The sequence below is a fragment of the Haloarcula pelagica genome (genome assembly GCF_030127105.1).
Lineage (GTDB): Archaea > Halobacteriota > Halobacteria > Halobacteriales > Haloarculaceae > Haloarcula > Haloarcula pelagica.
This window is the reverse complement of the sequence record NZ_CP126162.1, coordinates 407,528-427,120: the sequence shown is the minus strand read 5'-3', so window position 1 is coordinate 427,120 and position 19,593 is coordinate 407,528. Positions and strand designations below refer to the sequence as shown.

Below are 19,593 nucleotides of genomic sequence, written 5' to 3'. Positions count from 1 at the left end.
GGTAGCGGTGATAGAGAGTGGGTCCTCAGACCGGGATCGGCGGGCTCCCGGGCGCGGTGATGCCGTCGGCGATCATGCTCGCCAGGGGCGGCCCGTATGCGATGACGATGAGCACCAGCGCGATGGCCGTCCAGAGCTTGTAGTTGTCGAGGATGCGCGGGCTGTGCTCGGGACCGGACAGGGGCTCCGGGATCGTGCTGTTGACCGAGAGGGTCCCGCCACGGCGAGCCAGGAACGTCTCGGCCATCACGATCAGGAAGAGGGCGGCGCCGACGAACAGCAGGAAGCCCCCGATCGCGATCTGGAGGCGCATCTCGCCGACGGTGCCGGCGACCCCCTCGAAGGCGAACTCGTCGTAGGTCGGTTCGGCGGTCCGGCGCGGGATGCCGGCCAGCCCCGCGCGGTGCATGGCGTTGGACATCAGGGTCATGCCGATGAACCAGACGTAGGGCTGGGCCAGCGCCAGCGAGCGCCGCTGGAGCTGTTTTCCGGTGAGCTGTGGGACCAGCCAGTAACTGATCGCCATGGCCGTCAGTGCGAAGGCCGTCCCGACGGTGAGGTGGAAGTGACCGGGGACCCACAGCGTGTTGTGGATGAGGTAGTTGATGTTCATCCCGGCGTTGATCATCCCGCTGAACCCGCCGGCGGCGAACATCAGCCCCGCGAGCGCACAGCCGGCGAAAGCGGGGTTGCCCCACGGCAGGTCACGGAGCCAGGAGAGGTACCCCTTTCCGCCGCGCTGACGCGCCCCGTGTTCCATCGAGGCGACCACGGTGAAGGCGGTCAGAAGCGACGGGAGCAGGAGGAACATCGTGTTCGTCATCGCGATGAACTTGAACCCTTCCGGGATGCCGGGGTCGACGTACTGGTGGTGGAAGCCGACCGGCGTCGACAGCAAGAGGAAGAGGACGAACACGACGCGTGCGAGCGGGTCGCTGAACAGCCGCCCGCCGGCCAGTTTCGGCAGGATCGTGTACCAGACCAGATACGCCGGCATGAGCCAGAAGTACACGACCGGGTGGCCGAAGTACCAGAACAGCGTCCGGGTCAGCAGTGGGTCGACGTTCTGGATCAGTCCCAGCGACCACGGGATGAGGAAGGCGACCACCTCGACGGCGACGCCGATAGTCGAGATGTACCACATCAGCATCGTGGTCACGACCATGAACGTCCGCAGCGGGATGCGCTCGCCGGGGTTCTCAGAGCGCCACTCCCACAGCGACTTGAAGTACGAGGCCCCAGCGACCCAGGAACCGACGATGATCAGCGCCGCCCCGACGTAGAACGCGGGGTGGGCCTTCATCGGCGCGTAGAACGTAAAGAGCACGTCGGCCTTCAGCGAGTGCCCGAGGATGCTGGGCGCCCCGATGAGCCCGCCGATGATGGCGACTGCGGCGAGGACCGTCCCGACGAGCATCGTCCAGAACCCGCCCCAGGCGAGTCGCTGTGACAGCTCCCGGTCGAGGCTGTTCGAGACCGCCCAGCCGAACAGCCCGGCGATGAAGAAGGTCGTAAACACCAGCGCCAGCAGGACGCCGTGGCCGGTCAGCAGCGTGTAGTAGTCCGCCGAACTGACGAAGCCACGGAAGACGCCGGTCCGGTGGAGCGCCTGGATCACGCCGAAGAGCGCCCCGATAGCCAGGGCGCCGAAGGCGACGAGGAACTGGCCCCGCACGAGTTTCGCCGTCTTCGGGAACTCGTCGACGTAGACCATCAGGCGCTCACCTCCCCGTCGACCGCCTGCTGCTGGGCGGTGTAGTTCGAGGGCGCGACCACCTCGATGGAGCCGCCCATCGTGTGGTGGCCCGCGCCACAGTACTCGTGACAGACCAGCCCGTACGTGCCAGGCTCGTCGAACCGTGCCGAGACCTCCGCGACCTGTCCTGGGATAACCATTGTGTTGATGTTCGTTTCAGTGATCGAGAAGCCGTGGACCACGTCCGGGCTGGTCACCATGAAGGTGATCCGGGCGTCGGCCGGGACTCTGATCGGGTTGTCACCGCTGCCCGGGCGGAACTGGAACTGCTGGGCGACGACGTAGACGACGTAGTGGTCGTCGCTCTGTTTGACCACGCCGGGGTCGTCGAATCCCGTACCGGTCTCGCCGCTCTGGACCGCCTGGGCGCTGATCGTTCCGCCGCTGTCGTCGACCATCGAGATGCCAGCGCCGACCGACCCGTAGGCGATGGTGGCGATGAAGCCGACGATCAACAGGAGCGCGACACCGAGCCAGATTTTCTCGAAGTTGTGGACCTGCATGATATCACCCGATCACCGAGACGCGGCCGAGGAACTCCACGAAGTACATGAACACCCACAGCAGGGCGATCAACACGAAGTAGAACGCCACCAGGGCGGCCGTCCCCCAGGGGTCGTACTCGTCGTGACCGATCTCGTTGGCCGGTGCCGTCTCCGCCGCTTCCTCGACGAGTGCCTGCCCGTCCTCGTCGGTGACCGAGGGCGGGGCCTGTCCCTTCCGGCGGCGCACCGCGGCCGCGTACAGCAGCGGCGTGAAAAACGCCAGCATGATCGAACTCGTAAAGAGCCAGCGCGGCCCCGAGACCTCGACGCTCGGTCCGCCACCGCCGCCACCGCTGCTTCCCGGGGGTGCGCCCACGACGACGGCGCCTTTCATTCCCAGCGCCTCGTGGGGCGTACAGACGTACCGGTAGATGCCGGTGTCCTCGAAGGTGTGGCTGTAGGTCGTCCCCGACTCCGACACCGGATCACCGGAGTTCAGCGGCCCGTCGCCGGCCGAGACGACGTTGTGACCGCCGCCCGCGCCCGTCCAGGTCCAGACGACTTCTGTCCCTGGCGAGACGCGGACCGCCGGCGGGTCGAAGGCGAACGCGCCGTTGTTGCCCTGTGCACCGACGCTGATCTCGACGGAATCCTGGCCGGTCCGGTCGACGGTCTCCCCGTCGAAGTTCGAGACACCGTCGAAGAAGCCGCCGTAGTCGGGGTTGGCCGGCGGCCCCGTCGGCTGGTCGCCCCCGCCACCGGACCCGCCCGGTCGGACCACGACGGCGCCTTTCATCCCCAGCGCCTCGTGGGGCGTACAGACGTACTTGAAGATCCCCTCGCTCTCGAAGGTGTGGCTGTAGGTCGTCCCCGACTCCGACACCGGATCGCCCGAGTTCAGCGGCCCGTCGCCGTCCGAGACGACGTTGTGGCCCCCACCCGCGCCCGTCCAGGTCCAGACGACCTCCGTCCCCGGACTGACCATCACCGCGGGTGGATCGAACGCGAACGCGCCGTTGTTGCCCTCCGCACCGACGGTGATCTCGACGGTGTCCTGGCCCCGCCTGTCGACGGTGCCCTCGAAGTTCGATACGTCGTCGAACCAGCCGCCGTAGTCGGGTTCTTCCTGTGCAGTCGCCGTGCCAGCTCCGGCCAGCGCTCCGGCAGCAGCCGCTGTCTGGACGAACTGACGCCGGTTCAGCGCCATCGCGACCCCTCCCGGTGTCGCGAGCCGTGCGATGCTCCAGCAGTTGATCGGCCCATAGTCGGGCCGTCAACAACCAGTTTAAAAAATCTGATCCCGCCTTCCCGCCGGTCAGGAACGGGCCTATCGTTTTTATGTCCCCTCCATCTTAGGGGCGAGTATGTCCGGATCCAGTCCGCGACTCGTGACGGTGCTGGCCCTGCTCGGGCTGGCGCCCGTCGCGTACTATCTCCAGGGAACGGGGCGGACCATCGTCGCGCTGTCGCTCGTCAGCGTCGTCATCATCGCCGCGAGCCTCTATCTGATGACCGCGCCCCACGAGGGCCAGCCCGCCTGAGATGGGACCGCTGAGCGGAGGCCTGACCGCCGGCGAGACCGTCGGGATCGCCGCCTTCGCCGGCCTCGGCCTCGTCGGGAGCGTCCACTGTCTCGGGATGTGTGGCCCGCTGGTGACGACCTACGCCGAGCGGCTGGACGACGGTGGTCCGGTGTCGCTCCACGAACTCCGCCAGCAGGCCGCGTTCAACGTCGGCCGGGCGGTCAGCTACACAGTCGTCGGCGCGGCGCTGGGGCCGCCGGCGGTGCCCTGTTCGACGTGGCCGGCCTGGCCCGGCTCGGGACGGCCGTCCGCGGTGTCGTCGGCGTCGCCGTCGGACTCGCCATCCTCGCGGTCGGTCTGGGTTATCTCACACGTGGGAACGCCGTCGACATCGCGGCGTCGGTCCCGGTCGTCGGCGGGCTCTTCCGCCGAGTGTCGGCGGCACTGGTCGCCCGCGTCGACGCCTGGGTCGACGGCCCCGGGATGGTCGCGCTCGGTGCGATGCACGGGCTGCTCCCGTGTCCGTTGCTGTACCCCGCGTTTCTGTACGCCTTCGCCACCGGATCGGCAGTGACCGGTGGGCTCTCGCTCGCGGCGCTCGGGCTCGGGACCATCCCGCTGGTGTTCGCCTACGGGACGGCGTTCGGGTCGCTGTCCCCCGCTCGCCGGGTCGCGATCCATCGGGTCCTCGGAGCCGTCTTCTTGGTGCTCGCGCTCGTCCCGCTGTCGAACGGGCTGGGCGTCTTCGGAGTCTCGCTACCGAAACCACCGCTGCCGATGCCGTGGATGTGAGCCGATGACGGACTGTACACTCTGTGGGCTGTCGGCCGATCCGCCCGTCACCGACAGCGGTGTCGGCGGCGAGTTCTGCTGTCGGGGCTGTCTGGAAGTCGCCCGGACGCTGGACGAGCCCACAGACCGGTCCGTCGAGGATGTCGAAAGCGGCGCCGACCCCGACGCCGTCGACGGCGAGACGGCGTATCTCTCCGTCGACGGGATGCACTGTGCGACCTGCGAGACGTTTCTGGAAGCCCGAGCGACCGACCGCGAGGGAGTCGCCGGCGCTGCCGCGAGCTACTCGACCGGGACGATGAAACTCAGCTACGACCCCGAACGGCTCTCGGCCGCGGAGCTGCCCGCGGTCGTCGCGGGGACCGGCTACGAGGCCGGCCCGGCCGACACGGACGCCGGCGACGACCACGAACTCGAAGGCCGGCTGCTGGTCGGGGGCTTTTTCGGGATGATGACGATGCTGTGGTACGTCCTCTTTCTCTACCCGGCCTATCTCGGACTCGGGAGCGAGTTCCTGTTCGTTGACCCCACTGGCCCGGCCGGGGCGTACCTGCTGTGGAACACCGCCGTGATGGCCGCCGTGGTCGTCGGCTACACTGGCTTTCCGATCCTGCGGGGCGCCTACGTCAGTCTGCAGGCCGGCCGGCCGAACATGGACCTGCTCGTGGCGATGGCCGCGACGACGGCCTTCGGCTACAGCGTCCTCGCCCTGCTGGTGGGCCACACGGAGGTGTACTTCGACGTGGCGACGGTCATCGTCCTGGCCGTCTCGATCGGCGACTACTACCAGGACCGGGTCCGCGAGGCCGCGGCCGGGCGGCTGACCGACCTCACCGAGCAACGCGCCGACAGCGCTCGCCGGCGGACCACTGACGGGACCGAGACGGTCGGCCTCGACGACCTCGCGCCCGGCGACGAGGTGGTCGTCGGCGAGGGCGAGCGAGTCCCGGTCGACGGGACGGTGCACGAGGGGACCGCAGCCGTCGACGAGTCGCTGGTCACCGGGGAGTCCCTGCCCGTCCGGAAGACCCCCGGCGACGAGGTGGTCGGCGGCGGACTGGTCACCGACGGCGGCCTCGTCGTCTCGGTCGGCCCCGACGCACGGAGCACGGTCGACCGGCTGACGGACCTCCTCTGGGAGGTCCAGAGCGACCGAGGGGATGTCCAGCGGCTCGTCGACCGGATCGCCGCCGTCTTCGTCCCGCTCGTGGTCGTCCTCGCCGTCGTAGCGACCGGCGCACACCTGGCCGCCGGCGCGGCGCCGACCGACGCGCTGTTGACCGGGCTGGCGGTGCTGGTCGTCTCCTGTCCTTGCGCGCTCGGGCTGGCGACACCACTGGCGACGGCCGCGGGCGTGAAACAGGCGCTCGACGACGGTGTTGTCGTCACCGACGGCGCCGTGTTCGAGACGGCTACCGAGGCCGACGTGGTCGCCTTCGACAAGACCGGGACGCTGACGACGGGCGACGTGACCCTGTTCGAACGGGCCGACGACCCGGCCATGCGCCGGGCCGCCGCGGTCGAGCAGTTCGCCGACCACCCGCTCGCGGCGGCGATCACGGACGCCGCGTCGGCCCCGACCGCGACTGTCGACGGGTTCGAGCAACACCCCGGTCGGGGCGTCAGCGCGACTGTCGACGGGGAGCGCGTCGTCGTCGGCACGCCGTCGCTGCTCGTCGACGAGGGGTTGACCGTCTCCCCAGCCCTCCGGGAACGGTGTGAACAGGCACGGGCCGAGGCCAACGTCCCCGCGCTCGTCGGGTGGGACGGGCGCGCCCGGGACGCGATCGTCGGCGGCGACCGCCCGCGGGACGACTGGGAATCGGTCGTCGCCGCGCTGGCCGCCGACCACGAGGTCGTCGTCATCACCGGCGACAGCCCCGAGGCCGCCGAACAGTTCCGGACGCACGACGCCGTCGACGAGGTGTTCGCCGGCGTCCCTCCCGAGGCGAAGGCCGAGGTCGTCGGGCGCCTCCAGTCCCGCGGGACAGTCGCCATGGTGGGGGACGGGACCAACGACGCGCCGGCGCTCGGGACCGCGGACCTGGGTATCGCGTTGGAGTCGGGCACGAAACTCGCGGCCGAGGCCGCCGACGCAGTCGTGACCACGGACGACCTCCGGCAGGTCCCGGCGGTATTCTCCCTCACCGCCGCGACTCGCTCGCGCATCCGCCAGAACCTCGCGTGGGCGTTCTGTTACAACGCCGTCGCGCTCCCGCTCGCGCTGCTGGGAGTCCTCAATCCACTGTTCGCCGCGCTGGCGATGGCCGCGAGCAGCCTGCTGGTCGTCGGGAACTCCGCCCGGTCGCTGTCGTCGGGGTCGGACACGCCCGGGTCCCGGCCTCGGGAGCCGACGGCCGCGGTCGCCGCCGACGCCGATTGAACGGGGCGATCACGCGTGGTCCGGGGTCGGCGTTCCGACGTACAGCGAGCGAACGAGGAAGGCAAGCCCGACCAGAACGAACCCGCCCTGGACAAGAAGCACCTCACCGGTCGTCCAGGTCGTGACCAGCGAGACCAGCCCGCTAACTGCGACACCGACGGCGATGATGCCGAAGCCGTAGCTGAACAGCCTGAGCGGTTCCGAATCGGTTCGCCGTGCCGCGCGATGCGCCAGGTGAGCGATGCTGCCGCCGACGACCAGCGTCGCCGCGGTCACGACGACGAGCAACACCGTCGAAGTAGTCGTTGGGATCATTGAGTTGGGTGAGTCGGTGGTGGTTCATCGGGTGTCGACCACCCCTGCTCCGCGCCGGGAGAGTGGGGTCGACGGTGACGAGCGTGACATCTAGTTGGGTCTTTCGTGAGAGACGGCTTCAAACGGACCCGGTGTTCTCACGGCCTGGGAACGCCACAGCGACCTGCTCTCGGTCGTTCCCAGCCGATGAGAACAGTGTACCGCTTATTACCCACTTCAGGCACGAGTCGTACATGTGAGGGAACCACCGATGTCCTACCAAGCAACCAACCCCCTGGGCGAGGCGTTCGAGCTAGAGCTCGACGGACCGTGGACGGCCTACTGGCTGGCGATGCTGCGTGTGCTGACTGGCTGGTGGTTCTTCCACGCGGGCGTGACCAAGCTCATCGAGGACGGCCTGAACTTCGCGTACGGGCCGGCCTACATGCAACAGATGACCGGTACGGCACTCGGGCCGATCCCGGTCTGGATGGGCAACAACCTGGCGTGGCTGATCGCGCCCGGTGTGCCGCTGTTCGAGACGCTGATCGGGCTGGCGCTGATCGCCGGCGCGCTGACGCGGCTGGCGGCCTTCGGCGGGGTCGTCTTCATGACCCTGTTCTGGGTCGGCAACGCCGGCTTCGGCCACGGCCTGGTCAACAGCGACTTCATGGGACTCCTGCTGTTCGTCACCATGATCGTCCTGGGCACCGGGCGCTACTACGGCCTCGACGCCATCATCGAGAAGATGGAGTTCGTCCGACAGCGCCCCCGGCTCAAATACCTGCTGGGCTGAACAGCACCGACTGACGACCACACAAACACCAACACCACCCCCCGACCAACCAACGGAGACCACCAATGACTGACATCATCGACAAGGCGGCAATGGCACTGAGCGGCGGACTGCTCGTCCTGGGCGTCGTCGTCATGGGACTGATCGAGACGCTGGCGGGCAAACCCTTCGGCGCGGCACCGATCACCAACGACGCGGGCGAGATCGTCGCCACCCCCATGATCGACCCCACGATCCGGACCGGACTCGTCCTGGCCGGCATCGCCGTCCTGGGCATCTACGCGGCGTACAAACTCGCCACGCCCGTCCCCGAAGAGACCGCGGCCAGCCGCGAGGTCACGGCCGACTGAACCGTGTCGGACACAGACGCGTCCTGATTCTCCCCGTTCTGCCCACGCCGACCAGCGATGGTGTTGTCGACACGGCCGAACCGACCGATCAAGGTCAGACTGCCAGGGACCGGTTCCGAGCCCCACGGGACTACGACCCCGATCGTTCCATCTCAGGGGTCAGTATTCTCGGATATAAAGAATTGCCCTAACAAATATATGTTCATTTGACCAACGTGAGTACATGAGCACCAAACAGACTCTACAGTCGGAGATGCTCGGGCGCAGCGTCACGTTCGATTACTCGGAGACCTGGGTCGGATACTCCCTGTTCTTCATGCGGATCGTGATGGGCTGGACGCTGTTCCAAGGCGGGATCACGAAGCTTGTCACGTATCTCGACGGGAACCCGGCGAACAACTGGACCGCCGCGGGCTTCCTGCAGAACGCGATCCCGGCGGGGAACCCGCTGACCGGCTTCTTCGCCTCGATGGCGGGGATGCCGTTGATCGACTGGCTCAACATGCTCGGGCTGACCTTGACCGGGCTTGGCCTCCTGCTGGGCGCGTTCGTCCGGTTCAACGCGTTCTGGGGCGCCGTGATGATGCTGTTCTACTGGCTCGCGGCGCTGGAGGGCGGGCTGATGGCCGGACTCCCGGTGGCGCACGGCTGGGTCGTCGACGACCACATGGTCTATGCGGTGTTGCTGTTCGGCCTGGGCGCGTTCGGCTCCGGTCGCATCCTCGGGCTGGACAGCTACATCGAGAAACTCTCGATCGTCAAGAACAACTCGTGGCTCAAGCTCCTGCTGGGTTGAACCAGCAGATACCACCGCGTTCGGGAACGGGCAGATATAATTCATTTCCCGGTTGTTTCATTTTTCCAAACCATTTCGCAGATCGGGAGTCGTCGTCCGTGCCGGGTCACCGAGAGGAGAGGTCTACGGTCAGGTCGTCGAGGTAATGGGTGGCGTCGGCCTCCCAGACGACGCTCGTGCCGGCAGCGACGTACAGCGTGTCGGTCGACAGCGGCGGCGTGGTCCACTCGAAGCGATACTCCCGCCATCCCTCGGAGAGGTGCAACGGTTCACGGAGTCCACCGTAGGGGACCGTCCCCAGCGCCGTCGTGTTCACCCCCGGGTCTGGAAAGTCTGCCTCGCTCTCGGGTCGGTCGGGACCGAGCCGCATCACGGCGTTCCGGAGCGTGTTGAACGACTCCGACTCACTCCAGAACGACGCTGTCACGGTAGCCTGGTACCGTCCCGGCGACGGCACACGAACCGGGTGGACGACCCAGGCAGTGCCGTCGTCGTGGTCGCCCTCGGTGAACAGTTCCAGGCTCCGCTGGCCGCTGGCGGCCCGGTCGTCGGTCACCGCCGCCGACCAGTCGAAGTCGTCGAGAGCGACCTCCGGACCGATCGCGGCCGCCGACGCCCACTGTCCGATGCCGTCCTCGAACCCCTCCTCGAAGGACGCCGTGCCCGAGCCCTCCCCGCACCCGGCGAGTCCGAGGAGTGTGGGTGCCAGGCCGGATCGAAGGAGGGTTCGGCGGTTCATTCGGGCGTCGCCGAGGTCCCCGTGGACTGCGCCGCGTCGTCCGGAGCACGGACCGACAGCACGGGAGCGGGGGCCGTCCGGACGAGTTTCTCCGTGACACTCCCCAGCAGATACCGGTCGACGCCGCGGCGGCCGTGGGTCCCCATCACGACCAGATCGATGTCGAACTCGTCGACGTAGGCCAGGAGCGCCCGGTACGGGAGTCCCTCCTGGACGGCGGTCCGGACGGAGTCGACCCCACCGTGTGAGGCCTCGCGAGCGACCGCGTCGACGGCCGACCGGGCCTGCGATTTCAGTTGATCGAGGAGGACATCCGGCCGCGTCACCGTCCCCATCGCCCTGGTATCGACGACGGAGACGGCGTGCAGGTGTGCCTCGCAGGTAGCGGCGATGTCGGTCGCCGGGTCGACCGCGGCCGCCGCCTGTTCGGAACCGTCGGTCGGCACCAGAACGTTCTGGTAGGGGAACCGGACGCGGGCGTCGTCGCCGGCCCGGACAGTGAGGACGGGCACGTCCGAGAGCCGGACGACTTTCTCGGTGACGCTCCCCAGCAGGTACCGGCGCACGCCAGTGCGGCCGTGGGTGCCAAGCACCAACAGGTCCGCGCCGACCGCCTCGGCGTAGTCCAGGATCTCCTCGTGGGCGACCCCGGTTCGATCCGCCTGGGTTACGTCGGCAGTGGTGTCGGCGGCCTCGACCGTCGACGCGAGCCGCGCCGTCGTGTCGACGCCGCCGTCAGCGGAATCGACCGCGAGCGTGTGGACATCGGCCCTGTACCGCTCGGCCAGTGCGACGGCGTGAGCGAACGCCCGTCGGGCGCCGGCGCTGCCGTCCGTCGGGACCAGGATCGTCCGGAACATGGTACGTGAGTGGTTTAGCGCCGATGACAATAAACGTCGCCCGGACGGACAGCGGCCGCCCGTATCGGTCCCGCACCGCCCTCACCGGGGGACTCAGGAGCGCCGCGGCGAGCGACTGGCCGACGGGTGCGAGGCCGAGAACAGCGACGGCCAGGAGCAACCCGAGCACGCCGGCCATGAGGGCACCGGCGGTCGCGGTCCGCGACGTGAGTGACACGAAAGGTGATACCGGAACGGGCGGCAGAAGCTCCGGTGTCGGACACGAACTACTACGACACGAGCGGACGAACTGTCGGGTATGTCCGTCCGGGAGGCGCCGTCCGCGGATGCGTAAGCTCGGCCCACCGCCACAGAACCCGCTGACGCACGTCTACGACGCCGCGTACACGGGCGTGCCCAACTGGGACATCGGCCGCCCCCAGCGGCCGTTCGTCGCGCTCGTCGAGGCCGGCTACGTGCGGAGTCCGGTCCTGGATCTGGGCTGTGGCACCGGCGAACTCGCACTGTTTCTCGCCCGGCAGGGGTACGACGTGCTGGGGATCGACCTCTCCCAGTTGGCGATCACGCAGGCCCGCGAGAAGGCGCGGTGGCGACGGATTCCCGCACAGTTCCTCGTCCTCGACGCGCTCGGCCTCTGGCGGCTCCGGGACGCGGGACTCAGCTTCCGGACCGCCGTCGACTCCGCGATGTTGCACGTCCTGGGCGACCGCGAGCGGGACCGCCTCGTGGACGAACTGAGCGGCGTCGTCCGGCGCGGCGGCTACTACTGCGTCCTCGGCGACGCGCGACAGGTCGGTCGCAGCAGCTACGGGATCACGCCCGCGGAACTCCGTGACCGGTTCGAGTCGACCGGCGAGTGGGAACTGGCCTTCGCGTTCGAGACGGCGTTCGAGCGGCGGTGGGGAGCGACGCCCGCGTACTTCGCCGGTCTGCGCCGGCTGTGACTGTTCGACCCTACCGGAACGATAAGCGGCTCGTATGCCCGATAAGTGGCGTATAGCAAAGTCCGTCCGTGGCTCGTATCGAACGACTGATGGGAATTGCACAGCGGTACGGCATCTTCGAGCGGGGCGAAGTCGGCTTCGACACGGGGAGGATGAGCTGGGCGCACTGGCTCGCGGGCGGCCTCGCGGCGATCACGGGCGGGATTCACCTGTACCTGTACCTCGAACAGGGGTTCCCGGCGTTCCTGTTCGCCGCCCTCGTCTTCTTCGGAGCGATCGTCGCGCTCCTGTTGAACCTCTATCGTCGGCTCCTGTACCTCCTCGGCATCCCGTTCACTGCGGGCCAGATCGTTCTCTGGGCCGCACAGGGAATGCCGGACATGAGCATCGCGCTCGTCGACAAGCCGGTCCAGGTGTTGCTGATCCTGCTGTTGGTGTACCTGTTCCTGAACGAGGATGCGCTGGTGAGACAGTAATCCGCCGTGGCGCCGACGACCAACGCTGGCGGCGGGCGGCGGTCGTTCCTCCGCGCGCTGGGTGTGAGCCTGGCGGTCGGGAGCACCGCGGTCGCCGGCTGTCGAGGGGATCCCGACGACGACGGCGACGAGACGTACGTTCCGACGGAACCCAACTACCAGGGCTGGTTCGAGAACGTCAGCAACTACCGGGGGACCGTCGACGCGCGCGGCCAGGAGACGACCGGCGTCTCCGTGGGGGTCCAGGGCGCCAACGGCTACTACTACTACGGGCCAGCAGCGGTGGCAGTCTCGCCCGGGACGACGGTCGTCTGGACCTGGACCGGACGGGGCGGGACCCACAACTGCGTCTCGACCAGCGGGGTGTTCACGAGTGGCCGCCCCATCGACCAGGCCGGCTACACGTTCGAGTGGACCGTCGAGAGGCCAGGGGTCTATCGCTACTACTGTAGCCCACACCAGTCACTCGGGATGAAAGGGGCCGTCTTCGTCGCCCTGGGCGGTCCCGGTGAACCGACGTGACCGACGGCCGGCCGGAGCGGTGCACCCTCCCGAACAGGCCGACGGCGGGTACGCCGCCATTACCCTTCAGTTTAGCAACCATTATTATGGCCCGCGCCTTGTAAATCGGCAGTAAGTGATCCCCAGATGGCATCGAAACCGACCCGCCGGACAGCCACAATCGCGGTCGCCGTCCTCCTCGCAGTCGCACCGAGTACGATCGCCGTTTCTGGGAGCGCCGCCATCGTCGGAGAGAGCGGAACGGCCCTGCAGGTAGCCGACGACACCGTACCGTACACCGATCTGGACGAGGGCCTGTTCTGGCAGGGCCAACGCCTGGCGGTGACCGGCCTGGACCCCGGCGAGCGGTACGAACTTCGCCGGATCACCGGCAGTGACTCAAGCGCCTTCGCGGTCGCTCGCGGGAGCGACGCGAACGGTACACTGACGCTGTCGACGGAGACACTCGACGGGCGGTACTTCCTCCGTGGCCCGGGGATCACCGCCGAGCGCGAGCAGGTGTTCGAAGTCGTCGAACAGGACTTCCGGGCCCGGTGGTCGACCCGATCGGTCGGCGCCGGCCGGAGCGCCGACCTGGAACTGCTCTCCAACCGCGGGAGCTACACCGTGGCGGTCTCGGCGGGCGGACTGCAGTTCGAGGACCTCGAACGGATCTTCGACGAGGACGACTTCGCCGACAGCTACGACGACCGCGAGCGCGACGACGAGATACTGCTCGACGTGGCGAACGACGAACCGCTCCGGGCCAGATTCACCGACATCGACCCGGACACCTACACTTTCCAGGCCGAAGTCGTCGACACGAACGTCACGGCGACCGCGACCGTCTCGGTCGGGTTGAGCCGTGCCGACGTGGAGTTCGAACGCACGGTCGTCACCGAACAACAGGGTGACGTGGCCCTGGTGAACGTCAGTATCGACAACGCCGAGACGGCGTATCTCGTCGTCGGCGACCACGACAGCAACTTCCTCGACGTGGTAGAGGTGACCGACGGGAGCGGCGACGGGCGCGTGAGCGTCAGGCTGAACACCCGGTACATGGGACTGGACCCGTCCGATCCGGGCGTCCCGTCGGACATCAGGCCGTATCGGGCGGTCGCGAACCGAGACAGCGCCGACGCTCTCCGGCGATCCGACGACCTCGCGAGTGGAGAGACACTCGGGGAACTGCGGAGCGGGATCGGCGTCAGCGGCGGCCTCGACGCCCCGCTTGACGCGACCGACTACCCGATCGTCGCGGCCTCGACCACCGACATCCGGCGGTCCGGCAACAGACTGAACATCCGTGACGACCGTGACGAGGCCGCACTGACCCTGGGATCGCCACGGCTCCGGCGCATCGAGTCCCGGGCCGCGTCGGCGGGAGCGGCCGGGAGCGGCGGTGTCGCGACCTTCCGGGCGTTGCCCCGAGACGGAACGATCGCGCTCGGCGACCGCGTCGTCGTCGCGGTCGAGGTCTCGGGCGTCTACGGCCACCTGCTGACCGAACACGACGGTGGGATCGAGGGCGTCGTCGAAAACGACGCCGAGGGGATCAATCTGACCGTCGAACAGGCGGACGGCTCGGCCAACCGCGAGCCGATCGAGTTCGATCTCGACGGCCCGGGGACGGCGCTCGCACTCGACGAGCGGGAGAACATCCTCTTCGCCGCGATCGATACCGAACGGGTCCGGACGACCCGCGAACTGGAGGCGGGCCAGGTGTACGAGGCGACGTTCACGCTGACCGGTGTCGACGAGGATGTCGAGCGGTACAGCGTCAAGCGCACGCAGCCGTCCCACACCGGCTATCCGTATCTCGCCCCCGGGGGCGAGGAGACGCTGACGACCAGTTTCGAGTTCGTCGACCGCGAGGCGTCGTTCCGAGACAGCGACGAGGGACTCACCGCCCAGCCGGTCGCGGGCGTCGAACTGACCGGAACGACCAACCTCGCACCCGGGTCGACGCTGCTGGTCCGGACCCGAACGACCACCGGCCGGACGATCACACAGACGACGACCGCCACGGTCACCGACGAGGGCACCTGGGCGACCAGACACGACTTCTCCGGGGCAGAAGTCGGCCAGCGCTTCGAGGCGAGCGTCCGCGACACGGGCGGGACCCTGGCGACTGTCGAGGGCGAGATCGTCCCGGCAACGACGCCGACGCCCACGCCGGCCGAGCCGACACCGACCGCCACCGCAACGCCGACGGCCACGCCGACTGCGACCGCGACACCGACGCCGACACAGTCGGCTACCGAGACCCCGATACCGACGGCGATGCCGGCGACCACGACGAACGCCGACGGGCCTGGCCCTGGGCCGCTCGTCGCGGTGGTTACCATCCTGGCCGCGGCGCTGTGGGCGAGCCGCCGCGCAGCGCGTGCCGACGACCGCGAGTGAGCGGGTCACGACACCGGTCCGCTCCGCGGGCGGCCCGCGTGATCGAGTCGGACGACTCGGTGGCCTGCCACAGTGGCGACAGCCCGACCCGGCGTCTCACCGGGTGAGCGCCCCGAACACCCGTTCCTCGATCTTCCGGAGATGGGTGCCCACGGTCGACGGTGCGAGTCCGACCGCCTCGGCGACCTCGCTCTGGGTCGCCTCCCGTGGCGCACGGTAGTAGCCCACCTCGACGGCGGCCGCCAGCACCGTCTCCTGCTGGGCGGTCAGCGAGCGAGTGAACCGCTCGGCCTCGGGGTCGTACTCGCCGGTCGCGACGACCTCGACGGCGACGGAATCGAGCCCCGTCACCGACTCGAACAGCGCTTTGAACGCCGCGTCGTCGCCGAGTAGTGTGAGTCGCTGGCCGCCGTCGTCGCGAAACCGGATCGGCGTCTCGACGACGACATCGGACTGCCGGCGCCAGGTCAGAATCTCGCGGACCGCCGCCGACGGCTCGAACCGACTGACCGCCATCCAGCGCTGCTCGCCCGAGACCAGAAACTCGTCGACGGCGGGCGAGTCCGCCATGATCGCCTCGTAGCGCTCGCGGTCGCCGCTGCCCTCGGCGAGGGTCAGGACAGTCCCGTCGTCCAGCAGTTCGACGTGGTGGATCGCGTCCCGCTGGATCGAGGGTTCGGCGGTCAGTCGCTCCCCGAGCGGGTGGAACCCGCCGCCGTCGGCCGGCGACAGCTCGACCGTGAGATACCGCATACGACGACCCAGCGCGGCGGCCGACTTAAAGCGTCGTGAATAACCCACGGAACACCGGTGGGGCGTGGGGGCCTATCTGACGGTATGACGGGAGCGCGACCACACGACGGCACGACTGGAACGGACGGGACCGCTGGCGATCGGGACCCGCCGCGGGATATCGCCATCGTCGGCGGCGGCATCTGCGGCCTCACGACCGCCGTCGCCCTGGAACAGCGGGGGCTCTCACCGACGGTGTACGAGGCCGCGTCGGCGTACCGGCCGGTCGGCGCGGGCATCCTCCTCCAGACGAACGCCATGCTCGTCTTCGATCGCCTGGGACTCGCCGACCGCATCCGGGAAGCCGGGGTCCCGCTGGTCGGGGGCGGCCTGCGGTCGACGAGCGGGTCGTTCATGACCCGGTTCGATCTGGACGCGGTCGAACGCGAGCGGTTCGGGTACGGGTTCGTCGCCGTCCACCGGGCCGACCTCCAGCAGATCCTCCTGGACGCGCTGTCGGTCGAAGTCCGGACCGACATGGACTGTGTCGCTGTGTCGAGTACCGACCCGCCGCGGGCGCGGTTCGACGACGGGACGACAATCACGCCGGACCTCTTGATCGGTGCCGACGGCATTCACTCGACGGTCCGTGAGGCGGTGGCACCCGGCGTCACGCCCAGAGCAATCGACGCCGTGGCCTACCGGGCGCTGGTGTCGGTCGACCTGCCGTCGGCCTACCGGGCCTCCGGGTTCGAGGTCTGGGGCGACGGCGTCTACGCCGGCGGGGCACCGATCGACGGGGACCGCTTCTACCTGTTCGCGACCGTCCCCGAGCGGCTCACCGGTCCGGAGGCACCGCCGAGTGCGGCCGCGGCGGCACTCCGGGAGCGGCTGGCGGGCTACCCGCGACCGATCCCGGCGGCGCTGGACGCCCTGAACCCCGAGGACATCGTCGTCTCGGCCCTCGAAGACCTCCCGTCGCTGCCGACCTGGTCGCGGGGACGGGTCGTCCTCGCCGGCGACGCCGCCCACGCGATGCTCCCGTTTGCCGCCCAGGGGGCCGCACAGTCGATCGAGGACGGCCCCGCGCTCGCGGACGCCGTGGCGACCTGCGGGACTCCCGCGGCGGCCGCCGACCAGTACCAGCGCGCCCGGCGGTCCCGTGCCGACCGGGTGCGCCGGGAGTCGAACCGCCTCGGCCGACTGGGGACGATGCAGTCGACTGTCAAGTGCCGCCTGCGCAACGCCGCGATCAGGGCCGTCCCGGACGCGGTAGTCCGACGGCTCCGCCGCCGGCAGGTCGCCGGTACGACCCTGCCGGGGTGACCGGCGCTCAGTCGGGCGTGTCCGCGTGAACGGTGTAGGTTCTGGCCTTCTCGTAACGCTTGTACAGGTACACGAGCGGGAACGGTACCAGCAACAACGTCGCCACGTAGGCACCGCGAGCGGCGGTGTAGCCGGCAAGCGCTGTCGCGAGCAGGATGGCGACGTGCCCGTAGAGCCACAGCGGCCGGGTGACCGACTCGTACTCGCCGTACATGTGCGTGTAGAAGAACGACTCGATCCGGTCGCGCATAGCGGACCGAGGGCGTGATCGCCTGATAAATCCGGGTGCTTCGCGCTTCGCTCAACCGTATACCTGCCCCAGAACCGAGAGCCCCCAGACGAGGACGTGGGCGCCGATCACGGGGACGAGCGTCCGCCGCCGGAGGTACACCACGGTGAACAGCGCCGCCACGGCGGCGATCTGGACGAGATTGCCGAGTGGCCAGACCGCCACGTGGGCGACCGTGAACACGCCCCAGGTGAGTCCCCCGGCGACGAAGGGGCGTTCCGAGTAGTCCAGCAGTCGCTCCAGCGGGTAGCCCCGGAAGAGGACTTCCTCGACGACACCGGTCGTCAGCGCGCCGAGGAGTGCGACCCCGATGCCGGCCGAGACCGCCATCGTTCCGGCGTCGTCCGCGACAGGTAGCCCCGTCGCCGAGACGAGCGGATCCGTGCCGGCGAACACGAGCAGCGCCGCCACCGCAGTCAGGAGCAGGTAGCCCAGGTCCCGCCAGGCCGGTCGCCGGAAGCCGATCTCGGCGAGCGACCGGTCTTCGATACCGACCGCGATACCGACGACGGCAGCGGCGATCACCCACTGGACAGCGATCTGATCGAGCCGCCCCAGACCGAGCAGCGAGAAGCGGTTCAGCGCCGACAGCACCGGGAGCGCGAGGAGCGCGAGCGCCGTGTTCGCGACGGCTACTCGTGGGAGGCGTCCGAGACGCGAGACGGACGACTGTCGTCTGTTTCGCATCGTGGCTCGCTGTACTCGGGAGTCGGCGATAAGGGCGCCCCCACTGTTTCTGGGGTTGAAACCCGGAGTCACTGACCGAGCACGAACCGCCGGGATCGGTCCACTCGCGTTGTCGATACGGAGAGCTGGGTCAGCGAGACACCACCGTCACGAGTTCTTCACGCGGCTCTCGACCGGTGGGTCGTCGGTAGCGCGGGTCTCGTCGGCGTCGCTGGCCGTGTCACTGCCCGAATCGTAGGTCCGACTGGCAGTGACGCCCTGTTCGAGGAACTGTCGGCAGGCGCTCAGGAACAGTTTCGGATCGTCCCGGCGGATGTAGTCAAAGCGCGGGTGGCGGACGGAGCTCCAGACGACGGCCAGGAGGGTCCCGAGGAACGACGGGCGCTCGACGAACGGCGAGTCGTCCGTGAGGATACTCCGGAGGTGCGCGAGCTCGCCGTAGGCGATGTGGCAGGCGACCCCCAGGTCGTAGTCGTCCTCGATCAGCTCCTGTTGGTCGGTCGCCCGAAGCCAGTAGTGATACGGGAAGTCCACACCGGCGCGGACGGCCTCCGGGAGCGACTGCCAGACGCGGGGGTTGATCTCGATGAACTTCCACTCGCCGGTCTCGGCGTCTTCGAGGTACTCGATGCAGGCGTAGCCGTGCCAGTCGAGCGAGCTGAGCAGGTCGTAGGCGTTGTCCTCGACGGCCTGTGAGTAGGCCGACTCCCGGTAGACGCCGCCGCCGCCGACCCAGGCGTTCTGGCGGATCTGGCGGTGCTGATAGGTCGCCAGGGGCTCACCGTGGTCCCACAGCGCACAGTAGAGGTGTTTGTCCGTCTGCGGGACGAACGCCTGGACGATCGGCTCGTGGCCCATCGCCTCGCGCAACGCCTCGGCGTCGGGCCGCTGTCCGGGGCCGAGCAGCGAGACCCGCTTGACTTCTTCGAGCGTGTCCGGCGGATACGTCGGCTCGTAGTCGTTCGTGAGGACGTTGTACCGGGACTTGACGACCACCGAGGAGTCCCAGGTCTCGACTTCGGAGAGGAGGCGGGTCTCCGGGGCGGGGACGCCGATCGACTCGGCGTGTCGAGCGAGCGCCAGGCGGTCGTGTGCGCGCCGGAGCGTGTGGAGGTCGGGCGTCACGAGCGAGAGGTGCTTCTCGAAGGCCTCCCGGTACTTGGCGAAGACGAACACGTCACACTCCCTGACGGGGTAAGCCGTCACCACGCTCGGTCGGCGAGCGATATCGAGGAGCGCGTCCCGGTAGGCGGGCAGGTCGGCCGGCGTCGCGTCCAGGTGGACCCGCTCGGAGCAGTACCGCGAGGCGAAATGTGGCAGGTCCGGATACGGCGATGCCACCACCGTCTCGATGCCGTGGCGGTGGAGCGAGCGCATGATCCCGTAACTCTTCAGTTCGGTCCCGGTCGGGATCAGGGCCGCGTCACCTGCGCGACCTGGGGTCATAGTCACCCGTTC

At 68.7% G+C, this 19,593-nt stretch carries 20 protein-coding genes and 1 pseudogene; 11 read left to right on the top strand and 10 right to left on the bottom strand.

Annotation, left to right across the window (positions count from 1 at the left end; genetic code table 11):
- Positions 1–25: 25 nt before the first annotated feature.
- Genes P1L40_RS20790 through P1L40_RS20780 form a run of 3 tightly spaced genes read right to left on the bottom strand, consistent with a single transcriptional unit; the run spans position 26 to position 3,448 of the window.
- The gene (locus tag P1L40_RS20790) at positions 26–1,714 is read right to left on the bottom strand and encodes a b(o/a)3-type cytochrome-c oxidase subunit 1 (RefSeq protein ID WP_284011296.1); all 1,689 of its coding nucleotides are present in this window, start codon (positions 1,712–1,714) and stop codon (positions 26–28) included.
- A complete protein-coding gene (locus P1L40_RS20785; RefSeq protein ID WP_284011295.1) occupies positions 1,714–2,259 on the bottom strand; it encodes a cytochrome c oxidase subunit II in 546 nt (181 codons plus the stop codon). The genes P1L40_RS20790 and P1L40_RS20785 overlap by 1 nt, the downstream gene beginning before the upstream one ends.
- A gap of 4 nt (positions 2,260–2,263) precedes the next feature.
- Positions 2,264–3,448, bottom strand: coding sequence for a halocyanin domain-containing protein (locus P1L40_RS20780; protein ID WP_284011294.1), 1,185 nt, complete (start codon positions 3,446–3,448; stop codon positions 2,264–2,266).
- 157 nt (positions 3,449–3,605) lie between these two features.
- Between P1L40_RS20780 and P1L40_RS20775 the strand changes: the two genes are divergently transcribed.
- The 3 genes and pseudogenes from P1L40_RS20775 (at position 3,606) to P1L40_RS20765 (ending at position 6,939) form a co-directional block, all read left to right on the top strand.
- On the top strand, positions 3,606–3,782 hold the full coding sequence (locus P1L40_RS20775) for a DUF8131 family protein (RefSeq protein ID WP_284011293.1): 177 nt from the start codon (positions 3,606–3,608) through the stop codon (positions 3,780–3,782).
- Position 3,783: 1 nt separating this feature from the next.
- Positions 3,784–4,556: pseudogene (locus P1L40_RS20770) on the top strand (sulfite exporter TauE/SafE family protein).
- Between the two features lie 4 nt (positions 4,557–4,560).
- A complete protein-coding gene (locus P1L40_RS20765) occupies positions 4,561–6,939 on the top strand; it encodes a heavy metal translocating P-type ATPase (protein WP_284011292.1) in 2,379 nt (792 codons plus the stop codon).
- Between the two features lie 9 nt (positions 6,940–6,948).
- Here P1L40_RS20765 and P1L40_RS20760 read toward each other — a convergent pair whose 3' ends face one another.
- Entirely contained in the window at positions 6,949–7,254 is a 306-nt protein-coding gene (locus P1L40_RS20760; protein ID WP_284011291.1) for a DUF7521 family protein, read from the bottom strand.
- Between the two features lie 250 nt (positions 7,255–7,504).
- On the opposite strand from P1L40_RS20760, the gene P1L40_RS20755 reads away from it, so the two are divergent.
- The 3 genes from P1L40_RS20755 to P1L40_RS20745 all read left to right on the top strand — a co-directional run bounded on the left by P1L40_RS20755 (position 7,505) and on the right by P1L40_RS20745 (position 9,175).
- Positions 7,505–8,029, top strand: a complete 525-nt coding sequence (locus P1L40_RS20755) for a DoxX family protein (protein ID WP_284009836.1) — start codon at positions 7,505–7,507, stop codon at positions 8,027–8,029.
- A 65-nt stretch (positions 8,030–8,094) separates the two neighbouring features.
- The gene (locus tag P1L40_RS20750) at positions 8,095–8,379 is read left to right on the top strand and encodes a hypothetical protein (RefSeq protein ID WP_284011290.1); all 285 of its coding nucleotides are present in this window, start codon (positions 8,095–8,097) and stop codon (positions 8,377–8,379) included.
- A gap of 223 nt (positions 8,380–8,602) precedes the next feature.
- Positions 8,603–9,175 carry a DoxX family membrane protein gene (locus P1L40_RS20745; RefSeq protein WP_284011289.1) on the top strand — a complete coding sequence of 191 codons (573 nt, stop codon included), beginning with the start codon at positions 8,603–8,605 and terminating at the stop codon, positions 9,173–9,175.
- Positions 9,176–9,281: 106 nt separating this feature from the next.
- Here P1L40_RS20745 and P1L40_RS20740 read toward each other — a convergent pair whose 3' ends face one another.
- Both P1L40_RS20740 and P1L40_RS20735 read right to left on the bottom strand, forming a co-directional pair.
- Positions 9,282–9,914 carry a hypothetical protein gene (locus P1L40_RS20740; protein ID WP_284011288.1) on the bottom strand — a complete coding sequence of 211 codons (633 nt, stop codon included), beginning with the start codon at positions 9,912–9,914 and terminating at the stop codon, positions 9,282–9,284.
- Positions 9,911–10,774, bottom strand: a complete 864-nt coding sequence (locus P1L40_RS20735; RefSeq protein WP_284011287.1) for a universal stress protein — start codon at positions 10,772–10,774, stop codon at positions 9,911–9,913. The genes P1L40_RS20740 and P1L40_RS20735 overlap by 4 nt, the downstream gene beginning before the upstream one ends.
- A gap of 326 nt (positions 10,775–11,100) precedes the next feature.
- On the opposite strand from P1L40_RS20735, the gene P1L40_RS20730 reads away from it, so the two are divergent.
- The 4 genes from P1L40_RS20730 to P1L40_RS20715 all read left to right on the top strand — a co-directional run bounded on the left by P1L40_RS20730 (position 11,101) and on the right by P1L40_RS20715 (position 15,101).
- Positions 11,101–11,718, top strand: coding sequence for a class I SAM-dependent methyltransferase (locus P1L40_RS20730; RefSeq protein WP_284011286.1), 618 nt, complete (start codon positions 11,101–11,103; stop codon positions 11,716–11,718).
- Between the two features lie 89 nt (positions 11,719–11,807).
- Positions 11,808–12,194 carry a hypothetical protein gene (locus tag P1L40_RS20725; protein ID WP_284011285.1) on the top strand — a complete coding sequence of 129 codons (387 nt, stop codon included), beginning with the start codon at positions 11,808–11,810 and terminating at the stop codon, positions 12,192–12,194.
- Positions 12,195–12,200: 6 nt separating this feature from the next.
- A complete protein-coding gene (locus P1L40_RS20720; protein ID WP_284011284.1) occupies positions 12,201–12,716 on the top strand; it encodes a halocyanin domain-containing protein in 516 nt (171 codons plus the stop codon).
- Positions 12,717–12,842: 126 nt separating this feature from the next.
- The gene (locus tag P1L40_RS20715) at positions 12,843–15,101 is read left to right on the top strand and encodes a DUF7827 domain-containing protein (protein WP_284011283.1); all 2,259 of its coding nucleotides are present in this window, start codon (positions 12,843–12,845) and stop codon (positions 15,099–15,101) included.
- 96 nt (positions 15,102–15,197) lie between these two features.
- Here P1L40_RS20715 and P1L40_RS20710 read toward each other — a convergent pair whose 3' ends face one another.
- On the bottom strand, positions 15,198–15,854 hold the full coding sequence (locus P1L40_RS20710; protein WP_284011282.1) for a helix-turn-helix domain-containing protein: 657 nt from the start codon (positions 15,852–15,854) through the stop codon (positions 15,198–15,200).
- A gap of 84 nt (positions 15,855–15,938) precedes the next feature.
- Between P1L40_RS20710 and P1L40_RS20705 the strand changes: the two genes are divergently transcribed.
- Entirely contained in the window at positions 15,939–17,159 is a 1,221-nt protein-coding gene (locus P1L40_RS20705; protein ID WP_284011281.1) for an FAD-dependent oxidoreductase, read from the top strand.
- 7 nt (positions 17,160–17,166) lie between these two features.
- Here P1L40_RS20705 and P1L40_RS20700 read toward each other — a convergent pair whose 3' ends face one another.
- The 3 genes from P1L40_RS20700 to P1L40_RS20690 all read right to left on the bottom strand — a co-directional run bounded on the left by P1L40_RS20700 (position 17,167) and on the right by P1L40_RS20690 (position 19,581).
- Positions 17,167–17,409 (bottom strand): hypothetical protein, encoded by a 243-nt coding sequence (locus tag P1L40_RS20700; RefSeq protein ID WP_284011280.1) that lies wholly within the window; start codon positions 17,407–17,409, stop codon positions 17,167–17,169.
- Between the two features lie 51 nt (positions 17,410–17,460).
- Positions 17,461–18,135 carry a CPBP family intramembrane glutamic endopeptidase gene (locus tag P1L40_RS20695; RefSeq protein ID WP_284011279.1) on the bottom strand — a complete coding sequence of 225 codons (675 nt, stop codon included), beginning with the start codon at positions 18,133–18,135 and terminating at the stop codon, positions 17,461–17,463.
- Between the two features lie 147 nt (positions 18,136–18,282).
- A complete protein-coding gene (locus P1L40_RS20690; protein ID WP_284011278.1) occupies positions 18,283–19,581 on the bottom strand; it encodes a carboxylate--amine ligase in 1,299 nt (432 codons plus the stop codon).
- Between the last annotated feature and the right edge of the window lie 12 nt (positions 19,582–19,593).